Annotated in this window: 18 protein-coding genes; 2 read left to right on the top strand and 16 right to left on the bottom strand. The window is 70.8% G+C overall.

Annotation, left to right across the window (positions count from 1 at the left end; all coding sequences use genetic code 11):
* Positions 1 to 173: 173 nt before the first annotated feature.
* Positions 174 to 2,303 (bottom strand): S8 family serine peptidase, encoded by a 2,130-nt coding sequence (locus KF837_37735; protein ID MBX3233127.1) that lies wholly within the window; start codon positions 2,301 to 2,303, stop codon positions 174 to 176.
* 265 nt (positions 2,304 to 2,568) lie between these two features.
* Here KF837_37735 and KF837_37730 point away from each other — a divergent pair, with 265 nt between their 5' ends.
* On the top strand, positions 2,569 to 3,105 hold the full coding sequence (locus tag KF837_37730; protein MBX3233126.1) for a hypothetical protein: 537 nt from the start codon (positions 2,569 to 2,571) through the stop codon (positions 3,103 to 3,105).
* Between the two features lie 22 nt (positions 3,106 to 3,127).
* Here KF837_37730 and KF837_37725 read toward each other — a convergent pair whose 3' ends face one another.
* From KF837_37725 to KF837_37670, 12 genes are all read right to left on the bottom strand, one after another.
* On the bottom strand, positions 3,128 to 3,268 hold the full coding sequence (locus KF837_37725) for a hypothetical protein (GenBank protein ID MBX3233125.1): 141 nt from the start codon (positions 3,266 to 3,268) through the stop codon (positions 3,128 to 3,130).
* A 211-nt stretch (positions 3,269 to 3,479) separates the two neighbouring features.
* Positions 3,480 to 4,802 (bottom strand): cell division protein FtsZ, encoded by a 1,323-nt coding sequence (ftsZ, locus tag KF837_37720; protein MBX3233124.1) that lies wholly within the window; start codon positions 4,800 to 4,802, stop codon positions 3,480 to 3,482.
* A gap of 205 nt (positions 4,803 to 5,007) precedes the next feature.
* On the bottom strand, positions 5,008 to 5,499 hold the full coding sequence (locus tag KF837_37715) for a hypothetical protein (protein MBX3233123.1): 492 nt from the start codon (positions 5,497 to 5,499) through the stop codon (positions 5,008 to 5,010).
* A 306-nt stretch (positions 5,500 to 5,805) separates the two neighbouring features.
* Complete coding sequence (ftsA, locus tag KF837_37710) at positions 5,806 to 7,119, bottom strand: cell division protein FtsA (protein MBX3233122.1); 1,314 nt, start codon at positions 7,117 to 7,119, stop codon at positions 5,806 to 5,808.
* A 55-nt stretch (positions 7,120 to 7,174) separates the two neighbouring features.
* Entirely contained in the window at positions 7,175 to 8,938 is a 1,764-nt protein-coding gene (locus tag KF837_37705; protein ID MBX3233121.1) for a DUF2330 domain-containing protein, read from the bottom strand.
* Positions 8,935 to 9,978: an FtsQ-type POTRA domain-containing protein gene (locus tag KF837_37700; GenBank protein ID MBX3233120.1), complete on the bottom strand. Its 1,044-nt coding sequence runs from the start codon at positions 9,976 to 9,978 to the stop codon at positions 8,935 to 8,937. The genes KF837_37705 and KF837_37700 overlap by 4 nt, the downstream gene beginning before the upstream one ends.
* Complete coding sequence (locus KF837_37695) at positions 9,975 to 11,369, bottom strand: UDP-N-acetylmuramate--L-alanine ligase (protein ID MBX3233119.1); 1,395 nt, start codon at positions 11,367 to 11,369, stop codon at positions 9,975 to 9,977. The genes KF837_37700 and KF837_37695 overlap by 4 nt, the downstream gene beginning before the upstream one ends.
* Positions 11,370 to 12,476, bottom strand: a complete 1,107-nt coding sequence (gene murG, locus KF837_37690; GenBank protein ID MBX3233118.1) for an undecaprenyldiphospho-muramoylpentapeptide beta-N-acetylglucosaminyltransferase — start codon at positions 12,474 to 12,476, stop codon at positions 11,370 to 11,372.
* Entirely contained in the window at positions 12,477 to 13,709 is a 1,233-nt protein-coding gene (gene ftsW / locus KF837_37685) for a putative lipid II flippase FtsW (protein MBX3233117.1), read from the bottom strand. It abuts the gene before it with no gap.
* 26 nt (positions 13,710 to 13,735) lie between these two features.
* The gene (gene murD, locus KF837_37680; GenBank protein ID MBX3233116.1) at positions 13,736 to 15,034 is read right to left on the bottom strand and encodes a UDP-N-acetylmuramoyl-L-alanine--D-glutamate ligase; all 1,299 of its coding nucleotides are present in this window, start codon (positions 15,032 to 15,034) and stop codon (positions 13,736 to 13,738) included.
* A complete protein-coding gene (mraY, locus tag KF837_37675) occupies positions 15,031 to 16,185 on the bottom strand; it encodes a phospho-N-acetylmuramoyl-pentapeptide-transferase (GenBank protein MBX3233115.1) in 1,155 nt (384 codons plus the stop codon). The genes murD and mraY overlap by 4 nt, the downstream gene beginning before the upstream one ends.
* A gap of 65 nt (positions 16,186 to 16,250) precedes the next feature.
* Positions 16,251 to 17,129: a matrixin family metalloprotease gene (locus tag KF837_37670; protein ID MBX3233114.1), complete on the bottom strand. Its 879-nt coding sequence runs from the start codon at positions 17,127 to 17,129 to the stop codon at positions 16,251 to 16,253.
* A gap of 318 nt (positions 17,130 to 17,447) precedes the next feature.
* On the opposite strand from KF837_37670, the gene KF837_37665 reads away from it, so the two are divergent.
* On the top strand, positions 17,448 to 17,879 hold the full coding sequence (locus KF837_37665) for a hypothetical protein (GenBank protein MBX3233113.1): 432 nt from the start codon (positions 17,448 to 17,450) through the stop codon (positions 17,877 to 17,879).
* Here KF837_37665 and KF837_37660 read toward each other — a convergent pair.
* From KF837_37660 to KF837_37650, 3 genes are read right to left on the bottom strand one after another with little or no spacing between them, the layout of a single operon-like run.
* On the bottom strand, positions 17,808 to 18,524 hold the full coding sequence (locus KF837_37660) for a hypothetical protein (protein ID MBX3233112.1): 717 nt from the start codon (positions 18,522 to 18,524) through the stop codon (positions 17,808 to 17,810). The genes KF837_37665 and KF837_37660 overlap by 72 nt on opposite strands.
* A 16-nt stretch (positions 18,525 to 18,540) precedes the next feature.
* On the bottom strand, positions 18,541 to 20,232 hold the full coding sequence (locus KF837_37655; GenBank protein ID MBX3233111.1) for a hypothetical protein: 1,692 nt from the start codon (positions 20,230 to 20,232) through the stop codon (positions 18,541 to 18,543).
* Complete coding sequence (locus tag KF837_37650) at positions 20,233 to 21,771, bottom strand: UDP-N-acetylmuramoyl-L-alanyl-D-glutamate--2,6-diaminopimelate ligase (GenBank protein MBX3233110.1); 1,539 nt, start codon at positions 21,769 to 21,771, stop codon at positions 20,233 to 20,235.
* Between the last annotated feature and the right edge of the window lie 22 nt (positions 21,772 to 21,793).

Here is a 21,793-nt window from a genome sequence, read left to right as displayed (position 1 = left end):
TCCGTGCCCGCGTCCACACCTCACGATCTCCAGCACATATGCGCGACGACCCCTGGCAGGGCCAGGCCAGGGCCAGGCCAGGGGCCACCCCAAAGCCCCAAAGCCCGACGTTCTCAAGCAGCAAGCTCGAGCACGGGCCCCGAGGCGGGGGCGTCGGGGGCAGAGCCCCGACCTCAGTAAGAGACGACGAGCGCGTAGTCGGCGTCGAGCGCGGGGGTCTGCGGGTGGGAGTCGGCGTTGACCTCGTCGGCGATGACCTCGATGGTCCAGCGGCCGGCGGCGGGATCCTTGATGATGATGTTCTCGACCGTGTCGACGACGTTGTGGTCGCCGCCCGGCGTCGAGTACATCGAGGCCTTGAGGCCGTTGTTGCCCCAGTACACGGTGCCGTTCGGGGCGATGACCTTGAGGTCGAGGTTGTTGATGCGGTGCACGCCGGTGAAGACCGTGGCCTCCTTGTCCTTGTAGACCATCGTGGCGCGGAGGTCGGGCGCGCCTGCCGCGACGTCGACGGTGTACGTGCTCTTCTGGAGCGGCGCGAGCACGTCGGTCTCGTTGACGACGAGCATGTTGTTGCGGCGCTTGTACATCTCCTCGACGTTCGGGATGCCCCAGCCCTGGTGCGTCCGCGTGCGGTCGTGGTTCTCGCCCTCGAACTGGTGCTGCGTCGCGGTGTGGACGAGGAGCGCCTTCGTCGTCGACGCGTGCGGGCGGTTCCTGAAGCGCCACGACGCGACGTCCTCGCCGTCGACGCGCGGAGAGATCGGGTTGCCGAAGACGCCGTTGGTCCAGAGCTCGATCGCGAGGCCGACGTGACCGGCGACGGTGGGCGTCGCGCCCGACGTGCCGCCGAAGCTCTGCGAGTACTGGCCGTTCGTCGTCGTCGTGATCGTCCGGTCGTAATAGAAGCAGACGTCCGGCTTGATGCGGCCGTCGGTGGCGGGGCCGATGCTGCCGCTGCGGCTCCACTTGTCGTCGTCCATCGTGAGCGTGCCGTAGTGGTTCAGCGCGCCGACGGAGATGATGTTCTTCGCCCACGCCTGCGGGCGCGACGTCTGCGAGCCGGTGTTGCTCTGGCTCTGCGTGATCGGGATGTCGTGGAGGAAGATGAGCGCGTCCATCTCCGCGGACTTCGCGTCGTAGTCCTTCTTCGTCGGCTGACCCCACGAGGCGGTCTGGAACATCACCTTGTGCTCGTTGACGAGCTTGCCGACGAGCGTGGAGCGGCCGCCGAGCGGCGCCGACATCACCGCGCTGTTGTGCGTGTAGTAGCCCTGCCCGTTCGGGAGGAGACCGCGCGCGCGCGCGTTGCCGGCGCCGGAGCCGAACACGATGCCGAACGTCTGCATGCCGTGCGAGTCGGAGTTGCCGTTGTCGACCGCGATCGGCGCCTGGCGGAAGCCGTTCGCGACGAAGTCGCCGTGCGTCGGCGTGATGCCCTCGAGGATGTGACCGCGGATGCCGACGCCGGTGTAGCCGGGGAGGTTCGGGCGCGTGTCCTCGAGCGACTCGAGGTACTGCTGCCCGCCCTGCTGGTTCGCGATGTCGTAGTCGTTCTCGATCTGCGTGCCCTGCTCGAGCCAGAGGACCTCCGGCAGCGCGGAGAGGATCTCGACCGATTTGCGCGGCACGTGCGCCTCGATGAGGATGCCGAGCGGATCGCTCACGTCGATCGTCCCGCCGAGCGCGGTGATGTGGCTCTCGACCGCCTTGCGATCGCGCTTGCCGTCGACGAGGAGGACGACGATCGGCGTCTCCTTCGACTCGACCGCGCGGAGCATCGGATCGATCTTCTCGTTCTCGTCGAGGGTCGACACCGCGCGGACGAACGGGAGCGCCTCGATGCGCGCCATCGCCGCCGCGTCGCCGCGGACGACGTACGCGTTGCCGTGCACGTACTGGTGGACCTCACCGCCCGCCGCCTGGACCTGAGCGATGAACGCCTCGAGCGGCTGCGAGATGAACTGCACGAGGTGGAGCGCGGTGCCCTGCGGGCGCGTCGACTTCGACTCCGCGGCGGGGTTCACCCTCCGCTGGCGGAACGGCACCTCGTACGAGGTCTCCTTCGCGGGGAGGAAGCCGGCCCCGAGGTCGATCGAGAAGAACGGACGACCGGCGTCGTTCCACGTCGCGACGCGGATCGACGTGCCGGGCACGTCGACGATCCGCACGTCGGTCGCGCCCGCCGTGATCGGCGCGCCGTCGCCGGCGACGTCTTCCGGCGCGTCACCGGCGTTGCAGCCGTAGACGACGCCGAGGCAGAGGAGAGCAAGACCGATCCGGGAGAGGGATGCGCGCTTCATTGAAGCGACGCGGTACTTGCGCTCTCGATCAGCGTCAACGCGGTTTTGCCCTGAAAACCTCTCGCGTGCGTCTCCGTTCGTGAGTGACGCGACGCGACGTTCCGGCCCTGCGCTATCCGCGCGCACGAAGGGTCGACGCGCGTCCGCCGCGACCGTCGAATTCCGGCGCGAGCGGCCTCCGTTCGCACCTCACACGCCGCGGGCGCCGACTGGTACGAGCGCACGACTGGGGGTCTTCCCTCCACGGAGCTGATATCGTGGCGCCGTGCGACGCGTGCTCATCCCCGGCATGGCGATCGCGTTCGCGTGCACGCCGTCACCACCGCCGGCGCCGCCGACCGCCGCGCTCGAGATCCCGAAGATGCCGGCGAGCACAGCGCCGCCGCCACCGCCGGTCGGGCACGAGCCGGAGCCGGCGTTGGAGCCCGAGCCTGCCGACGACGACGACGAGCCGCCGCCGCTCGCCTCCCCGACACCGACGGCCATACCGATGCCGACGGCCATACCGGCGCCGGCGCCGACCCTCAACGGGCCGCCGTTCGACAAGGGCGCGGCCGCGGCCTCGCTCGGCAAGGTCAACGTCGCGAAGTGCAAGCGCGCGAACGGTCCGACCGGTCCCGGCCACGTGACGCTCACGTTCGCGCCGGCGACCGGAACGCTGAGCTCCGCCGTCGTCGACGCCGGCCCGTATCCGGGCACGACGGTGGGAGCGTGCATCGTGCAAGCATTTCGAACGCAGGCGAAGGTGCCACCGTTCGGCGGCGCCCCCGTCCGCGTCGGTAAGTCGTTCGTCCTGCCGTGACGCCGGAGCTACGGAGACGGAGCTACGGAGACGAGAGGTGCTTTCGCGAGAGTCGCTTCTTCGCCTGCTTCGCGAGATCGTCGAGATCGCGCGCGACGCCTTCGAAGGCATCGATGAGCACGTCGGCCGCACGGTTGATGTAGCGCTCGAGCTTGGCCAGCATGATTACCTCCTTTCGCGATAAAAAAAGGGGCCGGCTCAGAGAGCCGACCCCGGTTTGACCGAGCTATTTCCCGAAAAACGGGCAAGATCGGCGGTTGTCCCGCCAAGCCCGCGCTCGCACGAGCGCGGGTCGACGAAAACGATGTTGTTGTTCGACTGCCTGGTTTTCTAAATCCGTATTCGGGCCCGTCAACGGGGCGGCCAATTATTTTTTACTGGCCTTTGCGCTGGAAGGCGGGGACGTCCCAGTCGGTGTCGAACGCGGGGAAGCTCGAGGAGCGATCGCGCGAGGGGAGGCGCTGGCTCGTGGGCTGCACGCGCTGCACCTCCTGGTGCTGCGGCGCCTCGTGGTGGTGCTGCATCGCCGGCGCGGCGCTCATCGCGCGGCGCTGCGCGTACGCGGGCGCCGAGGCGGGCTGACGCGACGGCGGCGCGCTCGAGAAGAGGTGCTGCGCGTGGCGCGCGGGCGGAGCCGACATCTGCTGCGGCGCGGACGACATCTGCATCTGCGGCTGCTGCGACGGCATCTGGATGCGCGCGTGCGAGTCGAGCGACGCCATCTTCTGGAGCTCCTCGAAGCCGGTCGCGATGACGGTGACCTTCACGTTCTCGCCGAGCTGCTCGTCGATGCTCGCGCCGAAGATGATGTTCGCTTCTTCGTGCGCCTGCTCCTGCACGAGCGACGCGGCCTCCTGGATCTCGCGCATCTTGAGGTCGGGGCCGCCGACGATGTTGATGAGCACGCCCGTCGCGCCGTCGACCGAGATGTCGTCGAGGAGCGGCGACGACACCGCCATCTCCGCCGCGAGGCGGGCGCGGTTCTGGCCCTTCGCGATGCCGGTGCCCATGAGCGCGCGGCCCATGCTGCTCATCACCGTCTTCACGTCGGCGAAGTCGACGTTGACGATGCCGTTCTGGGTGATGAGGTCGCTGATGCCCTTCACCGCTTGGAAGAGCACCTCGTCCGCCTTGCGGAACGCGTCGACGAACGAGAGGTCGTCCTCGCCGAGCATGAGGAGCTTCTGGTTCGGGATCGTGATGAGCGTGTCGACCGTCTCCGCGAGCTGCGCGAGGCCGAGCTCCGCGCGCCGCGAGCGCTGGCGTCCTTCGAAGAGGAACGGCTTCGTGACGACGCCGACCGTGAGCGCGCCCTCTTCCCGCGCGAGCTGCGCGATGACGGGCGCCGCGCCGGTGCCGGTGCCGCCGCCCATGCCCGCGGTGATGAAGACCATGTCGGCGCCGGCGATGAGCTCCTTGATGCGCTGGTGATCTTCCATCGCCGCCTTGCGGCCGCGCTCCGGATCGGCGCCCGCGCCGAGGCCGCGCGTCACGGCGTTGCCGATGTTGAGGCGCGTCGGAGCGGCGTTGTTGTTGAGCGCCTGCGCGTCGGTGTTGACGACGATGAACTCCACGCCTTCGAGGCCGAAGTTGATCATCGTGTTGACCGCATTGCCGCCGGAGCCGCCGCAGCCGATCACCTTGATGCGCGCCTGGTACTCCGTCTGCTCGTCCGCGAACTCGATGGAAAACGACATGGACAGTGCCTCCCGTCGCGTGACGCGCCGATGGGCCGGCGCTCACGCAAAGCTTGCGAGCCGGGCGTCCTCTTGGCCGCCGCGTCGCTCGTGCACTGACCTTTCACATAGTCGGAGGAGCTGGGCCAAATAAGTGATCGACGCTTTTGACCCTCACGCGCACTTTTCTCGAAGTAGGAGGATGTGGCCAACTTCGTGGCGCACGTCATTGCGTCGCGGGCGCGAGCGAAACCTGCGCGAGGCGGCACTCCTTCGGCTCGCAGTCGGGGCCGTTGGGGCCCGGGGTCACGCTGTACTGCACGGCGAACGTGCGGTCGGCGATCGGCTGATCGTCGCGCCTGACCTCGAGCGTGACGTTCTGCGCGCTGGTCGAGGCGAGGCGGATGCCGCCGAGCGAGTGCATGTCCGCGGAGAGGGCCGCGCCCGTCCGCGTGAGGTAGATGCCCTGCGCGGCGCACGGATCGTCCGTCTCCGAAGGCGGCAGCGGGAGCGTCGCGGTGCACGTGGTCGTCACGCCGTCGACGGTGACGTCGAACGCGTACGCGCCGGGCTCACGGTACTCGAAGTCGATCAGGACGCCGTCGTTGCACGCCGCTTCGGTGCAGCTCGTGCCGCCGATGACGTCATCGCCGTCGCAAGCGGCGGAGAGGACAGTGATGGATGCAAAGACAGCAACAACAAGCGCAGAGCGGATCATGACCGCCCGCGTCTGCACGCCGTGCGCCACCCAATCATTCACGCGAATTTCAGGCCCCCTCGCCCGCCGCCCCTGATCGCCATGTCACCCGCGAGCCCCCTCTCGGGGGGTCCGGGGGCGTCGCAGCGCGCGCGCAGCGCGCGCGAAGAACCCCCCGGCGGGAGAGCTCGAGAGGGCAGAGCCCTCTCGAACAAGAAAGCCCCCTCTCGGGGGGTCCGGGGGCGTCGCAGCGCGCGCGCAGCGCGCGCGAAGAACCCCCGGCGGGAGAGCTCGAGAGGGCAGAGCCCTCTCGAACAAGACAAGCCCTCAGAACGCGGCCTTCAGCCACTCCCAGAGCTTCGAGCTCTTCGGCGGAGCCGCATCTTCCGTTCCCGTCGCGGCCACGCTCGCTTCGCGCTTCGCCTGCTGAGCCGCGGCCATGCGCATCATGGAGTGGGCCGGCGCCGCGACCGTGCGCGCGTGCGCGTCGGTGATCGCTTGCGCGCCGTAGCGGACGAGGCCTACGCCGGTCGCGTACTGCGGGCCGTGCACGAGCTGCGTGATGCCGCGCACGCCGGTCGGGAAGCCGATGCGGACCGGCATCCCGAGGACCTCCTCCGCCAGCTCCTGCGTGCCCTCGAGGAGGACCGCGCCGCCGGTGAGGACCACGCCCGCCGAGAGCTGCTCGATCAGGCCCGTGTCTTCGATGCGCTTCCGCACCACCGCGAAGATCTCCTCGACGCGCGGCTCGATGATGTCCGAGAGCACGCGGCGCGGGGTGCGGCGCGGCTTCTGCCCGCCGACGCCCGGCACCTCGATCTCCTCGTCGTCCGAGACCATCCGGCCGAGCGAGCAGCCGTAGAGGCGCTTCAGGCGATCGGCCTCCGCCATCGGCGTGCGGAGGCCCGCGGCGATGTCGTTCGTGATGTTGTTGCCGCCGACCGGCACCACGCTCGCGTGGGCGATGCCGCCGTCGACGTAGCAGAGGATGTCGGTCGTTCCGCCGCCGACGTCGACGACCGCGGCGCCGATCTCGCGCTCGTCGTCGGAGAGCACCGCCTCCGCGCTCGCGAGCGGCTCCAGCACGACGTCCGCGACGACGAGGCCGCAGCGCTCGGCACAGCGGATCACGTTCTGGACGCAGGAGGTCGCCGCGGTGACGAGGTTCACCTTCGCGCCGAGGCGCACGCCGCTCATGCCGATCGGGTCGCGGATGCCGTCCTGGATGTCGACGATGTACTCGCGCGGCAACACGTGGAGGATCTGGCGGTCCGCGTCGACCGGGATCGCGCGCGCCCCTTCGAGCACGCGCTCGACGTCGGCGCGGGTGACCTCGCCGCCCGCGATCGCGGCGACGCCGTCAGAGGACTGCGAGCGGATGTGGCTGCCGGCGACCCCCGCGTAGACGGTGCGGATCTCGACCCCCGCCATCGTCTGCGCGGCTTCGATCGCGTCCTTGATCGATCGAACCGTCCAGTCGATGTTGCTGACGATCCCCTTGCGGAGGCCGCGACACGGAACGGCGCCGACGCCGAGGATCGTGATGCCGTCCTCCGCGATCTCGCCGACCACGGCGCACACCTTCGTGGTGCCGATGTCGAGACCGACGACGATCTCACCCTGCGAACCGATGTTGCTCACGATTCAACGGTTCTCATGCCTTACAGAACCGGGCCAAGAAACGTGCGCTTCTTCGTCAAGGTCCCGGCGAAAACGAGATCGGCACGACGAGCGAGGCCTCGCCGCTCGGCACGTCGAAGGTCGCGCGCCGCAGCAGCTTCGCGATGCACGAGGACAGCTCGGCCGGCGCGCTGCTCGACGCGACCTCCGCCGATCGCACCTCGCCGTCGGGGCCGATCGCGAGCGCGACCTTCAGCTCGCCTCTCGCGGCCGTCTCCGTCTCGAGCGTCTTGCGATAGCACTCGCGCATGCGCGGCCGCAGGCCGGCGAGCGTGCGCTCGGCGGCGGGTGGCGCGGCGCCGCTGGTCACCGTGAACGCGTGAATCGTGACGGACTCCGCGGCGGGCGTGACCGGCGCGCCGAGGGCCGGCTCCGAGATCGCGCCCTCCGGCGTCTCTCCCGCGAGGATCGCGAGCGCGCGCTTTCGGGCCTCGTCCCGCTCGGGAGAGGGAGAGGGAGAGGGAGAAGGCGCGGGTGAGGGCGAGGGCGGCTTCGTTTCGAGCGCGACGATCGGCGCGGCGTCCACCGCCGGCGACGGCGCGGAGCGATCGCACGCGAGCAATCCGAGGAAGGCGAGCGCGAAGCGGCGTCGACGTCGACGGAGCACGGCGGCGACGGCGAGCGCGAGGAGCGCGAGGCCGTCGACGGAGCGCGCCGGGGCGGTGGAGCATCCACTCTTCGCCGGCGGCGCGGCCGCCGCCGGCGCGGCGGGTGGGGCCGCCGGTGGCGCGGCGGGTGGGGGCGCCGGTGGCGGAGCGACCTCGCTCCAGGGACCATGTCCGGCGAGGAGCCGCGGCTCGAGGACCGGGAGCAGCGACTCGCGCGCCGCGACGTCGGCGGCGGCGAACGTGGTGACCTTCTGCGGAACGAGCAGCACGTCGCCGATGCCGGTGCGCTGCACGCGCGTGTCGCGGAACGGCTGCACGACGAGGGAGTCGGCCTTCGGGAGGAGCGCCCCCAGATCGTCGCCGAGCACACGCGCGAGCGCGGCGGGCGTCACCGTCGACGGGTTGCCGTAGCGCCAGGGGCGCGTGAACGGCGTCTCGCCGCGCGTGACGGGCGCGACGTTCCTCATCGCGTCGCGCGTCACGATCCAGCCGGAGAGCAGCCGCTTCGATGACGCCGCCGCGAGGGGCGGCTCGCGGTACGGGTAATACGGGTGCGGTGTCTTGAACCGGATCCGCACGGTCTGGCTCGTCATGCCGGGCGCGGCCGTCGCGGGCGCTTCGTAGCGGAAGGCGGCGAACGTGAACCGCAGCTTCACGTAGACGTCGAGCCACTCGCGGACGTCGGGCGTCATGCCGAGGCCGTTCTCGGTGAGCCACTTGTCGAACGCGCCCGCGTCCGTCGTCGCGATCGTGAAGGCGGTGAAGTCGCCGATCCGCTGCTCGGCGAGGACGACCACCGGCGCCGGCGCCGGCGCCGGCTCCGCGCCGATCCCGCGCATCGCGCCAGGTGCGCGCCGGATCGCCTTCGGATCTTGCCAGGGATACGAAGAGGTGAGGCCGGCGAACGGCGGCTTCGGCACCGGCGCGATCTCGGGCGTCGTCGGCACGGGGACGATGAACCCGAAGCGCTGGTTCGCGCGCTCGAACCGGGCCTCGCGGATGAAGTCCTCGGTCTGGGTCTCCGCGTCCCAGACGACGAGCACCTGCTCCGTCGCGAGGAACGGCCACGTCTCCGCGGTCTCCGCCCTCCCGATCCCGACGCACGCCGCGGCGGCGCGGTCCGCGAGGACGACCGCGACGAAGACGAGGAGGGTGAAGAGCGCGCGCTTCATCTCATGCGGACGACGACGCGGTCGGGGCGCGCTTCGTCGTCGAGCATGATCGTATCCGGCTTCGCGCCGCGGCGATCGAGCTCCCCGACGATGCGGGCGGCTTGATCGAGCTTTCGCTTGTACGGTCCGCTCCCCATCCTGAGGACGACGCCGCTCTTGCCGGCGATGAGCGTCATGTCGCCGGTCGCTTCGACGTGGACCTCCTCGAGCGGCGAGCGCTGCGCGAGGGGGGAGCGATCGTAGTCGAGCGCGAGATCGAGCGCGCGGCGGATGGTGCGGACGGCGCCTTCGCGATCCTCGACGAGCGACTTCAACGCGACGCCGGTGACGACGTGGAAGTCGAGCGGATCGCCGGCCTCGACCCGCTTGATGACGGCGCCGTCGCGCGTGACGAGGTACGTCCCCTCCGGCATCGCGACGAGCCCCGCCGCCTCGCGCTCGACGACGCGGATCGTGAGCGTGCCCGGGAGCTGGCGGCCGACCTCGGCGCTCTCGATCCACGGATCGGCCGTCAGTCGCGCGCGGGAGCGCTCGAGATCGATCGTGAAGACGTTCTGCCCCTTCCCTACCCCCGCGATGAGCGCGATCTCCTCGGCGCTGCGGCGCTTGCCGCCGGCGGTGACGATCTCGTTCACCGCGAAGCGCGGGCTCGTCCGCACGTACTTCCGCGCCCCCCACACCGCGCCGGAGCCGATCGCGACGACCATGAGCACCCCGAGGACCGCGCGCAGGGCCGCGAAGACGCGCGACGCCCGGCGCGGCGCGGGCGGACGCGACGACACCGCCGCGCTCGGCGGCGCGACGCTGCGACGAGGCGGACGCGACGACACCGCCGCGCTCGGCGGACGTGACGACACCGTGGCGCCTGGAGCCTCGCTGCGACGGGGCGCTCCCGGCTCGCTCGTGGCGGAGCGAGCCTCTACGCCGCCGGGCGCCGGGTCGAACGTGTCTGACGGCTCTGCGGCCTCCGACGGCGGGGGCGGCGGCGACGAGCGGCGCACGTTGCGGACGGGGCCGCCGGGAGGTCGGAGCGTGCTCATTTCGCGTCTCCTGCGAGCTTCGCGGCGAGCTTCTTCGCGCTCGCGTTGATGTCGCCGGCGCCGAGCGCGATGACGAGGTCGCCCGGCTTCACCTCGCGCTCGAGCTCCCCCGCGACGTCGTTCTTGTCGGCGACGTAGCGCACCGCGTGGTGCCCGTGCGCGCGGATCGCCTCCGCGAGCTCGCGCCCCGTCGCGCCCGGGATCGGCTTCTCGCCCGCGGGGTAGACCTCGGTGACGAGGACGAGGTCGGCCTTGTTGAAGGAGCGCGTGAAGTCCTCGAAGAGGTCGCGCGTTCGCGTGTAGCGATGAGGCTGGAACGCGACGACGACGCGGCGATCGAACCCGCGCTGCGCGGCGTCGAGCGTCGCCTCGATCTCGGCGGGGTGGTGGCCGTAGTCGTCGACGATCATGACGTCGCCGTCGCCGAGCTTCGGCTGCGCCACGATCGTGAAGCGGCGCTGCACGCCATGGAAGCTCGAGATCGCCTCCCGCACCGCGTCGAGCGGCACCTCGAGCTCGTCCGCGACCGCGACGACGGAGAGCGCGTTCAAGATGTTGTGCGCCCCCGGCATCTTCACCGTGAACGAGCCGAGCGTCTCGCCGCGGCGCGATACTTCGAAGTGCGTCTGGAGGCCGTCGTAAACGGGATTGCTGGCGCGATAATCGGCTTGGCGCGAGACGCCGTAGGTCACGTGCCGGCGCGCGATGCGCGGCAGGATCGCCTGGACGTGCGGGTGATCGACGCAGAGGACCGCCAATCCATAAAAGGGAATCTTGTTCGCGAACTCGACGAATGCCTCTTTGACCTTCTCGTGCGATCCGTAATGGTCGAGGTGCTCGGCGTCGATGTTCGTGATGACGCCGATCGTGGGCGTGAGCTTCAAGAACGAGCCGTCGCTCTCGTCCGCCTCCGCGACGAAGAGGTCGCCCTCGCCGAGGCGCGCGTTCGAGCCGAGCGCGTTGACCTTTCCGCCGACGACGACGGTGGGATCGAGCCCCGCGTGACGCAGCACCGTCGCGACGAGCGAGGTCGTCGTCGTCTTTCCGTGCGAGCCGGCGATGAGCACGTTGTATTTCACGCGCATCAGCTCGGCGAGCATCTCCGCGCGCGGGATGATCGGGATCTCGAGCTCCCGCGCGCGCACGATCTCCGGGTTGTCGTTCCTGATCGCGCTCGAATAGACGAGGACGTCCGCGCCTTCGACGTTCTCCGCGCGGTGGCCGACGTCGATGCGCACGCCGAGCGACTCGAGCCGCCGCGTGATGTCGTTCGGCTTCATGTCCGAGCCCGAGACGTCGAACTCCATCGTCCGGAGGATCTCGGCGAGGCCGCTCATTCCGATGCCGCCGACCCCGACGAAATGGGCATGACGCATGCGACCGCGGAACATTCAGGAGCTCTCTTTCTCGGCCACGCTCTCCTTCAATCCGATCCCGGCGAGAGAGAGCAAATCCCTGGCGATGTCGTCCGCCGCGCGCGGCCGCCCGTGGCCCCGCGCGGCGTCCGCCATCCGCGTCCGCCGCGCGTCGTCGCCGAGGAGCTCCGCGATCTCCTGCGCGAGGCGCCCCGCGTCCGCGTCCTCCTGCCGGAGAGAGAGCGCGCCGCCGACGTCGGCGAGCGACCGCGCGTTCTTCGCCTGATGATCGTCCGCCGCGTACGGGAAAGGGATGAGGAGCGACGCGCGGCCGATCGCGGAGAGCTCCGCCACCGTGCTCGCGCCCGAGCGTCCGATGACGAGGTCGGCGTCCGCCATGCGCCGCGCGACGTCGTCGAGGAAGGGGACGATCTCGACGCCGTCCGCGCCGGCGTAGGCCGCGCGCGCGGAGACCTCGCGGTCCCGCCCGGCCTGGTGGACGATCGCGAGCGGCATCGTCCGGCCCACCTCGAGGAGCGCCTTCGGCACGACCTCGTTGAGCGCGAGCGCGCCCTGGCTGCCGCCGAGGACGAGCACGCGCTTCGGCCCCGACGCGGGCGCGTACGCGCGCGGCTCGAAGCCGGGGCGGAGCGGGACGCCGTAGACGCGCGCCTTGTCGCCGCGGAAATGCCGGCCCGTCTCCGCCCACGCGAGGTACGCGCGCTTCGCGAACGGCGCGAGGATCCGGTTCGCGAGGCCGAGCGTGCTGTTCGGCTCCAGCACCGCGAGCGGCACCCGCTGCGCGACGCACGCGAGCGCGGCAGGGCCCGCGGCGTAGCCGCCGACGCTCAGCACCGCGGCGGGATCGATCCGCCGGACGACGGCGCGCGCCTTCCGCGTCGCCTGCGCCGCGATCAGCGCGCCGCGGATCGCGCGCTCGGGGCCGCCGCCCTTCATCGGCTGGACGTCGAGGAGCTCGAGCGGATACCCCGCCTCCGGGATCACCTTCGCCTCGAGCCCGCGCGGCGTCCCCGCGAACACGACCTCGACGTCGGCGAGCCTCCCGAGCGCCCGCGCGATCGCGAGCCCGGGGAACACGTGGCCCCCCGTCCCGCCGCCGGCGATCAGGATCGCGCGCGGCATCTACGCGCTCCCCTCGTCCGCGAGCGCGGCGGCGACGCTCTCGTCTTCTTCCTCCGGCGCGGGCTCGTAGATCTCTTCGTCCTTCGGCGGAGCCATGCCCTGGCGCGACACGTTGAGGAGGATTCCGGCGGCGGCGGCATTGACCAGTAGTGAGGAGCCGCCGTAGCTGAGGAACGGGAGCGCGAGGCCCTTCGTCGGGACGATCGCGAGCGCGACGCAGAGGTTCACGAGCGCCTGGACTCCGAACATCGTCGAGATGCCGAATGCCAAATAGGAGCCGTAGTCGTCGGGCGCGCGATAGGCCGCGCGCACGCCGCGCGCGACGAGGGCGAGGAAGACGATGCAGAGGCCGAGGATGCCGACGAACCCGAGCTCCTCTCCGATGATCGCGGCGATGAAGTCGTTGTGCGCCTCGGGCAAATAGAGAGTCTGGAGCCCTTTGCCGACGCCGGCGCCCCACGTGCCGCCGGAGCCGAAGGCCATGACGGACTGGAACGGCTGGTAGGCGAGGTCGGCGCGGTGCTGGTCCATGTTCTGCCACGCGAGGTACCGCGCGAGGCGGTACTGCTTCGACATGACGGAGAGGACGGCGAAGACGCCGCCGAGGATGCCGGCGCCCATCAGGTAGCCGACCTTCGCGCCGGCGACGAAGAGCATCGTGAACGTGAGGAGCAGGAGCACGACGCTCGATCCGAAGTCGGGCTGCTTCATGCAGAGGAGCATGTAGAGCCCGGCGACGAGGAGGTGCGGGAGGAAGCCGACGGTGAAGGACTTCACCTTGTCGGCCTTCTTCGCGAGCGAGTACGAGAGCCAGCACACGAGCGCGAGCTTCGACATCTCGGCGGGCTGGATGTGGATCGGACCGAGCGCGAGCCAGCGCGTCGCGCCGCCGCCGGAGTGACCGAGGCCGACGACGCACATCAAGAGGAGGACGCCGACCGCGCCGAGGACCGGGTACGTCAGCTTGTAGAGGCGGTGGTAGTCGATCGACGCGACGCCGAAGAGGATGACGAGGCTCATCCCCGCGTACGCCGCCTGCTTCTTCAGGAAGTACTGCGGGTCGTGCATGTGCAGCGTCGCCTGCACCGCCGACGCGCTGTAGACCATGACGACGCCGAAGGCGATGAGCCCGACGACGATCGCGGCGAGCACGACGTCGACCGGTTTGTCGCGCGAGCCCTGGTTCGGCTTCGCGTCGAGCGCGAGCGACAGCTGCTGCACGACGGGCGCCATGATGCGCCGGTTCTTGATCAGCGTGATCACGGGAGCCCCATCACCGCGCGGACGAAGGCGTCGCCGCGGTCCTTGTAGTCGCGGAACATGTCGAAGCTGGAGCACGCGGGCGAGAGGAGGACCGCGTCGCCGCCCTGCGCGAGCTCGGCGGCGAGCTTCACCGCCTCCTCCATCGTCGCCGCCTCGCGCACCGGCACGACGTCCGCCAGCGCCGCGCGGAGGAGCGCCTTCGCCTCGCCGATCACGACCGCGGCGCGGCCCCGCTCGCGCATCGCGTCCGCGAGCGGCCCGTAGCTGCCGCCCTTGTCCTTGCCGCCGGCGACGAGGACGACCTTCTCCTCCATCACCCCGCGGATCGCCGTCACCGAGGCGCCGACGTTCGTGCCCTTCGAGTCGTCGTAGAAGCGCACGCCGCGCCGCGAGCGCACGAAGGCCATGCGGTGCTCGAGGCCCGCGTGCTCGGCGAGCACCTCGCGGACGACGCGCGGGTCCACGCCGAAAGGCCGAATCGCCGCGAGCGCCGCCGCGACGTTCAAGGCATTATGACCGCCCTGAAGGACAATCGCCGATCGTGGATAGGCATGTTCGCCGTCGACGATCACGTCGTTTCGCACGTCGACGTCGCCGCCGGGGCCAAACGTCACGATCGTGCCTCGGCCGCGCTTCGCCTGCGCGCGGCAGACGTCGTCGCCGGCGGGGACGACCGCGAGATCGTCCGCGGTTTGCCGCACGAACGCGTTGCCCTTCGCGCCGGCGTACGCCTCTTCGCTCGGGTAGCGATCGAGGTGATCGGGCGTGACGTTGAGGAGCACGCTCACCTTCGGGCGGAAGGACTCGACGCGCTCCATCTGGAAGCTCGAGACCTCCAGCACGACGACGTCGAACGCCTCGTCCGCGTGCGCGGCGAGCGGCTCGCCGAGGTTGCCGCCGACGAACACGCGCTTGCCGGCGCGGCGGAGGAGCGCGCCGACGAGGGAGGTGGTGGTGCTCTTGCCGTTCGTTCCGCCGATCGCGACGACGGGCGGCTTCGGATCGGCGAGCGCCTGGACCGCGAGCTCGACCTCGCCCCAGATGCGCACGCCCTTCGCCTCGGCCGCGGAGAGCGCGGGGAACATCGGCACGCCGGGGGACACGACGACGAGGTCGGCCTCCTCGAGGCGCGCGCCGTCGTGACCGCCGAGGACCAGCTCGACGCCTTCGATCGGGGCGATGTCCGTCCGCGCGTCGGTGCCGACGACCCGCGCGCCGCGCGCGACGAGCATCTCGCACGCGGCGACGCCGCTGATCCCCAATCCGACGACGACGACGCGTTTGCCCTTCATCAGCGGAGCTTCAAGCTCGCGAGGCTCACGAGCGCGAGGAGGATGGAGATAATCCAGAATCGGACGATGATCTTGGGTTCGGGCCAGCCCTTCTTCTCGTAATGATGGTGAATCGGCGCCATCAAAAATACGCGCTTGCCCGTGAGCCGAAAGCTCACGATCTGCGTGACGACGCTGAGGCCCTCGAGGAAGAAGACGCCGCCGAGGATGATCGAGAGGAGCTCGGTCTTCAGGAATACGGCGCAGGTGCCGAGGCCGCCGCCGAGCGCGAGCGCGCCGACGTCGCCCATGAAGACCTGCGCGGGATACGTGTTGTACCAGAGGAAGCCGATGCCGGCGCCGAGCAGGGCGCCGCAGAAAATCGATATTTCGCCGGCGGAGGAGATCTCCGGAATATCGAGGTAACGCGCGACGACGAAGCGCTGCGCGACGCCCGCGATGCCGAGCGTGGCGCCGGAGAGATAAGCCCAGATGAGGTACGTGCCGGCGTTGAAGATGACCGGACCGATCGCGAGGCCGTCGAGGCCGTCGGTGAAGTTCACCGCGTTCGACGTCGCGACGACGCAGAGGACCGCGAACGCGATGTAGGCCCAGAGCGGGAGCGAGATCGGGTGCTTCGCGAACGCGACGAACGGGATGCTGAGGCGCGTCCGGATCTCCCACCAGTCCGACGGGACGTGGTCCTTCGCGTTGAAGATGTAGATCATGACCGCGGCCGCGACGAGGAACTGCCCGACGAGCTTCGCGCGCGCGGGCAGACCCTTCGAGTGCTTCATGCGGATCTTGAGGTAGTCGTCGAGGTAGCCGATGACGCCGTACCCCGCCGTCACGGTCGTCGCGGCGAGGACGAACGTGTTCCGGAGGTCGCACCACATCACGGTCGACCCGAGCACCGCCATCAGGAGGAGCGCGCCGCCCATCGTCGGCGTCCCCCGTTTCTTGAGGTGCGCCTCGGGGATGAGCCCCTCGTCGCGGACGACCTGACCGATCTGCTTCCGCTGCAGCTCGCGGATGAACCACGGCGAGAGGAAGAAGCAGAGGAACATCGCCGTCATCGTCGCGGCGATCGCGCGGAACGGGACGTAGCGGAGGACGTTGAGCCACCCCAGCCAGCTCGCGCTATGGCGCAAGGGGTAGAGGAGCTCGTAAAGCATCGACCCTCACGTTGCAGACTCGGAGAGATTTTGCCAAGTTTCCGGCACTTGGCCGCGCTCGTCCCTCAGCGCGCCGCGCGATTTGTGCGCCTTTTGCGGGCGGCGCCGGCCGCGACCACGAGCAAGAGCGCCGCAGCCGAGCTCGTCCTCGCGCCGGGCGCGGCGGAGCACCCGGCCGTCTCGGCGTAGGGCTCGTCGGTCGGCGGGAGCCGCGGCGTGATGGGCGGATAGAGGGTGCATACCGCGAGGCGATCGTCGGCGGAGAGCGCGCGCTTCAAGCGAACGCCCTGGTCGCAGCGGTCCTTCCAGTGGCAGTACTCGGCGTGCATCAGCGAGTCCTGCTCGAGGCTGTGCGCGATGCCGATGTAGTGCCCGACCTCGTGCGTGATGACGGCCTGGAAATCGTTGTCCTCCGACTCTTGATCGGAGTCGAAGCGGAACCTCGTCCCCGCCGTGTTGATCTCGATCCGCGCGGCCACGACCGTCGTGCCCTTGTAGCCGAGCGTCGTCAGCGCGAGCGCCTTCGGATCGTTGTCGCCCCACGACGTGTCGCGAAAATAGATGCCGAACGGCGGCGTGCCGGACTCGGGGCCGTCGTCGTCGTCGGACGCGGCGAGGCCGAGGTCCCCGTCGGGCGGGATGTCGGGCTGCTCCTTGAACCAGAGCGAGGTCTGGCCGCCCGCGCACGAGACGCTCTGCCATTTCTGGAACGCGGCCCGCACCGCCGCGCGCGCCTTCGCTTCGTTCAGCTTCGTCGTGCCGCGCTCGGCGAACGCGAAGGAGATCGGGCTCGTGCGGTACGCGACGGGCTTGCCCTCGGTCACGCACCCGTTCTCGTCGGTCGGGCAGTCGGGCTCCTTGCACCTCGCGTTCGTGGTGCGACAGAACGCGAGCGCGTCGGGCGCGACGAGGAGCAGCGCGAGGACGACGAGGAAGCGAAGCATGCCCGCGCCCTTCGACTGCAGGGGTCGTACCGTGGTCCCGCGCCGCCGCCGATCGCGATCACCTGGATCACGGGGAGAGGCGTCGAGAGACCACGTTCGCCTCCGGTATCCTCATTTTTCGGGACTTTTTGAGTGTAGGCACAGGTACGCACGCTGCAACTCGGTGGGCATGCGCGCCGTCGCTCTCACCCACCTCCTCGCTGGCTGCTCGGCCGCCGAGGGCACGATCCCGGACCTGGGCACTCAGGATCTCATCGGCGGTACCGTCCTCCGCGGGCGCGGGCTCTGATCCGGCGCCGCGTCGCGCTCTTGGTCGTGATGCCGCTCGTCGTCGGGGCGATCCTCTACGTCGTGTGGCGCGCGGAGGAGGTGCGGCTCGTGACGTGGTTGCCGGCCGCGCTCGTGCGCGCGCTGCGCTCGTCGCTCGGCGCGGTGCCGCTGCCTCGGATCGTCGTCGCGAGCGGCTCGGATGCGTGTTGGGGCTTCGCGTTCGGGGCGGCGATCGGATCGATCTGGCGCGGTCGCCTCGCGGAGCGGCGCGCGCGGCTCTGGCTCGCGGCCGGCGCGACGATCGCGGCGTACGCCGAGATCGGGCAGCTCTGGCAGCTGCCGCCCGGCACCTTCGACGTCGTCGACCTCGTCGCGATCGCCGGCGGCTACGCGCTCGGCGCCTCGATCTCAGCGCACCAGCCACGCCTCCGCGATCCAGGCCTTGGCGGAGAGGCTCCTGCTGTCGTGCGCGAGCGATGAGTCGGGATCGTATTCGAGGACGAGCAGGCGATCGCCGCTCTTCCTGACGTAGACCTTCGGCGGCGTCTCGACGAACGCGAGCGAGCGGCCCTTCGTCTTCGCGAGCTTGAGCGGGCCGTTCGCCGGCGGCGCCGTGCGCATGAGCTTCGCCGCCTTGCTCGTCGGGATCGTCTTTCCCTGCTTCACCGCCGCGAGCAGAGCGTCGCCGTCCTTCCGCTCCGCCGCGTCGTCGTAGAGGAGCACGCGCGCCGCGCCGGCGAGGCCGGAGGGGCTCAGCTCGAGCGTCACGAAGAGCGGCTCCTTCGTCGTGTCGCCCGCGCCGCCGATGCCGATCGACTCCCCGAACCACAGCACCGTCGCCGCCGTCTCGGTGTACGTCGGCGCCGCCTCGAAGTCCTTGAGCAGGCGGCACGCGGGATGGGTCTTCTCCGTCGCGCAGCGCGCCAGGACCGACACCGCGGCGAGCGACACGTCGGGTTGCGTCGCCATCTTCTCGACCGTCATCGACGTCTCTGCCGGAAGGGCCGCGGCCGACGGAGCGGGCTCCGGCGACGTGCTCTTCGATTTGCTCGTGCCTGCGAGCATCGACGTGAAACCGGCGAGGACGGCGAAGGAGAGGACGTCACGAAGGCGATCGCCGCGCATGCTCGGACGATAGCCCTTATGCGAGCGCCGCGACGACCTTCTCCGCCCCCACGCTCCGCGAGCCCTTCACGAGGACGGCGTCGCCCGGCTTCACGCGCGCCGCCGCCTCACGCGCCGCCTCCTCCGTCGTGCTCGCGCGGACGACCTCGACGCCCTGCGCCTCCGCGCGCTCGAGCGCGAGGTCGATGAGGCCGCCGCAGCCGATCGCGAGCGCGACGCCGGCGTTCACGATGTCGTCGCCCAGCGCCTCGTGCTCCGCCTCCGCGAGCGCGCCGAGCTCCTTCATCTCGCCGAGGACCGCCACCTTGCGCCGCGTCTCGCCCGCGATCTCCGCGAGGGTGGCGAGCCCCGCGCGCATGCTCGACGGGTTCGCGTTGTAGGTGTCGTCGATGACGAGCACGTCGTCACGGATCGTGCGCACGTCGCCGCGGCCGCTCAGCGACACCCGCCCGAGCGCGCGCTCGATCGCGTCGGCGTCGAGTAGCTGGCGGCTCGCCGCCTCCTGCGCCGCGAGGGCGGCGGTGAGATCGATCGCGGCCGCCTCGCCCGGGACCGGGAGGTGCACCGCGACCTCGCGGCCCGCGCACGTGATGACGACGCGCGAGCCGGTGCCCTCCGGCACGCGCTTGACGAGGCGGTAGTGCGGCGGCGCGCTCGCGAGGATCTCCGCCGGCGGCACCGACATCGGCGGAAGCGACATCGGCGCCTCCTCTCGGACCTCCTCTCGGACCTCCTCTCGGGCGCTCCCTCTCGGGGGGCCCGGGGGCGCGGAGCGCGTCTTCGCGCGACGGCCCCCGGCGGGAGAGCTCGAGAGGGCAGAGCCCTCTCGAACAAGAGACGTCGGCGCCATCGATGGCTCGTGCGTGAAGATCGGCGGCGGCGCGAACGAGCCGCGCGGACGTTCGGGCGCGCCGAGATCGCCGCGGCCGAAGGTCTCGACCTTGCGGACGCGCGCGGAGCGGGCCGCGCGGCGCACGAACGCGTCGTCGGCGTTGACTATCGCGACGCCGTACTTGTCGAGCGCGCGGTACACGGCGCCCTTCTCACGCATCACGCCTTCACGCCCACCCACGCCCTCGGCGTGCGCGACGCCGACGTTCACGACGACGGCGACGTCGGGGCGCGCGAACGCGCAGATCGCGTCGAGCTCGCCCTTGAGGCTCATCCCCATCTCGAGGACGCAGTAGCGATGCTGCGGCTCGAGCGCGAAGATGACGGCCGGCACGCCGACGCGGTTGTTGAGGTTCCCGGCGGTGAAGTGGGTCGGCGCGATCTCGGCGAGGAGCGCGGCGGTGAGCTCCTTCGTCGTCGTCTTGCCGGCGCTGCCGGTGATCGCGACGACACGGCCGACCATCGACTCCGCGCGCCAGCGCTGCAAGTACGCGCCCGCGAGCGCGCCCCACGCCACGAGCGTGTCCTCGACCTCGACGACGCTCACCGTGTTCGGCACCGCGCCGGCGCGGCCCCTCTCGACGACGACGATCGACGCGCCGCCGTCGACCGCCTTCGCGAGGAAGTCGTGGCCGTCGTGCGTCTCGCCGCGGAGCGCGAAGAAGATGCTGTTCGGCGTGACCGCGCGCGTGTCGCTCACGACGCCGACCGCGGGCTCCTTCGGGCGCGGCCCGTGGATGCGGATGTTGCCGTTCGTCGCGAGCGCGACGTCGGGCAGCTCGAAGCTCGCGCGGTTCGTGGGGATCGGCGTCGCCATTCAGGCTTCCTTCCTCGACCGGCGCCGCTCGAGCGCACGGCGTGCTTCGGTCCGATCGTCGAACGGCCGCTTCTCGGCGCCGACGATCTGGTAGTCCTCGTGCCCCTTGCCCGCGACGAGCACGACGTCGCCCGGCTGCGCGAGGCCGATCGCGAGCTCGATCGCGCTCTTCCGATCGAGCTCGACGAGGTAGCCGGCCTCGCCCGCGGCGGCAGCGGCGATCGTGAGCTTCTTCCGTCCCGCGCTCATGACACCGGCCTCGACCGGAGCCGCGATCGCGGCGGGGTCCTCGGTGCGGGGGTTGTCGCTCGTGACGATCGCGAGGTCCGCCGCCGCGGCGGCGACGCCCATCGGACCGCGCTTCGTCGGATCGCGATCGCCGCCGCAGCCGAAGACGCAGACGACGCGCTTCGCGGAGGGGCGCACCGCCTCGATCGCGCGGGCGAGCGCGTCGGGCGTGTGCGCGTAGTCGACGAGGGCGATCACGTCGTCGCCGGGTCCGTCGCAGCGCTCGAGGCGCCCCGGCGCGCCGGTCTCGAACGCGAGCGCGGCGGCCGCCTGCGCGACGTCGAGGTCGAGCGCGGAGACGACGCCGAGCGCGACGAGCAGGTTCTCGACGTTGTGCGCGCCGACGAGCCGCGTGTCGAGCTCGACGCGGCCGGACATCGGGCCCGGGACGCGAAGCGCGATCCGCATGCCGTCGCCGCTCATCGTGACGGACTCGGGGTACACGTCTGCATCGGTCGAGGCGCCGGGCCGCGTGCGGACGCGCAGCACCTTGCACTTGCACGCCGCCGCGATCTTCGCGCCGAACGGATCGTCGACGTTCACGACCGCGAGGCCGGGCGCCATCGTCGTGAAGAGCTCCATCTTCGCCGCGGCGTACTCCTCCATCGAGGCGTGGAAGTCGAGGTGGTCCTGGGTGAGGTTCGTGAAGGCGGCGACGCGGAAGCGAACCGCGGCGACGCGGCGGAGCACGAGCGCGATCGAGGAGACCTCCATCGCGACCGCGGTCGCGCCCTCGCGGCGCATCGCGGCGAGGACGCGCGCGAGCTCGTCGGACTCCGGCGTCGTGTGCGCCGCGGCGACGGTGCGGCCGGCGAACGTGTGGCCGACCGTGCCGACGACGCCGGTGACCGGCGCGCCGTTCGCGCCGTCGATCGCGGCGCGGACGAGGTGCGTCGTCGTCGTCTTCCCGTTCGTGCCGGTGACGCCGACGATGTCGAGCGAGAAGGCGGGGTGCCCGTACGCCGCGGCGGCCGCGAACGCCATGCCATCGGCGACGTTCGCGACGCGGAGGACGGGGAGCTTCACGGCTGGAAGCTCGAGGCCGCGCTCGGCGAGCAGCGCGACCGCGCCGCGCTCGATCGCGGCGTCGATGAACGAGCGACCGTCGTGCTTCGCGCCTCTGCGGACGACGAACATGTCGCCCGGCTCCACGTGGCGCGAGTCGTGCTGCACGCCGGTGACGCGGATCGCCCGGTCGCCCACGACCTCGGTCTCGCCGCGGATCTCCCGCGCGAGCTCCGCCAGCGTCATCCCTTCGTGCTCTCGGTGCGAG

The organism is Labilithrix sp., assembly GCA_019637155.1.
In the GTDB taxonomy this organism is placed as follows: Bacteria; Myxococcota_A; Polyangia; order Polyangiales; family Polyangiaceae; genus Labilithrix.
This window is presented reverse-complemented; position numbering and strand designations above follow the sequence as displayed.

What these genes read in the sequence shown, in the direction of transcription:
- KF837_37735 (MBX3233127.1), bottom strand. Translation starts at nt 2,303, where the DNA reads ATGAAGCGCGCATCCCTCTCCCGGATCGGTCTTGCTCTCCTCTGCCTC.
- KF837_37725 (MBX3233125.1), bottom strand. Translation starts at nt 3,268, where the DNA reads ATGCTGGCCAAGCTCGAGCGCTACATCAACCGTGCGGCCGACGTGCTC.
- ftsZ (MBX3233124.1), bottom strand. Translation starts at nt 4,802, where the DNA reads ATGTCGTTTTCCATCGAGTTCGCGGACGAGCAGACGGAGTACCAGGCG.
- KF837_37715 (MBX3233123.1), bottom strand. Translation starts at nt 5,499, where the DNA reads ATGATCCGCTCTGCGCTTGTTGTTGCTGTCTTTGCATCCATCACTGTC.
- KF837_37705 (MBX3233121.1), bottom strand. Translation starts at nt 8,938, where the DNA reads ATGAAGCGCGCGCTCTTCACCCTCCTCGTCTTCGTCGCGGTCGTCCTC.
- KF837_37700 (MBX3233120.1), bottom strand. Translation starts at nt 9,978, where the DNA reads ATGAGCACGCTCCGACCTCCCGGCGGCCCCGTCCGCAACGTGCGCCGC.
- KF837_37695 (MBX3233119.1), bottom strand. Translation starts at nt 11,369, where the DNA reads ATGTTCCGCGGTCGCATGCGTCATGCCCATTTCGTCGGGGTCGGCGGC.
- murG (MBX3233118.1), bottom strand. Translation starts at nt 12,476, where the DNA reads ATGCCGCGCGCGATCCTGATCGCCGGCGGCGGGACGGGGGGCCACGTG.
- ftsW (MBX3233117.1), bottom strand. Translation starts at nt 13,709, where the DNA reads ATGGCGCCCGTCGTGCAGCAGCTGTCGCTCGCGCTCGACGCGAAGCCG.
- mraY (MBX3233115.1), bottom strand. Translation starts at nt 16,185, where the DNA reads ATGCTTTACGAGCTCCTCTACCCCTTGCGCCATAGCGCGAGCTGGCTG.
- KF837_37670 (MBX3233114.1), bottom strand. Translation starts at nt 17,129, where the DNA reads ATGCTTCGCTTCCTCGTCGTCCTCGCGCTGCTCCTCGTCGCGCCCGAC.
- KF837_37665 (MBX3233113.1), top strand. Translation starts at nt 17,448, where the DNA reads ATGCCGCTCGTCGTCGGGGCGATCCTCTACGTCGTGTGGCGCGCGGAG.
- KF837_37660 (MBX3233112.1), bottom strand. Translation starts at nt 18,524, where the DNA reads ATGCGCGGCGATCGCCTTCGTGACGTCCTCTCCTTCGCCGTCCTCGCC.
- KF837_37655 (MBX3233111.1), bottom strand. Translation starts at nt 20,232, where the DNA reads ATGGCGACGCCGATCCCCACGAACCGCGCGAGCTTCGAGCTGCCCGAC.
- KF837_37650 (MBX3233110.1), bottom strand. Translation starts at nt 21,771, where the DNA reads ATGACGCTGGCGGAGCTCGCGCGGGAGATCCGCGGCGAGACCGAGGTC.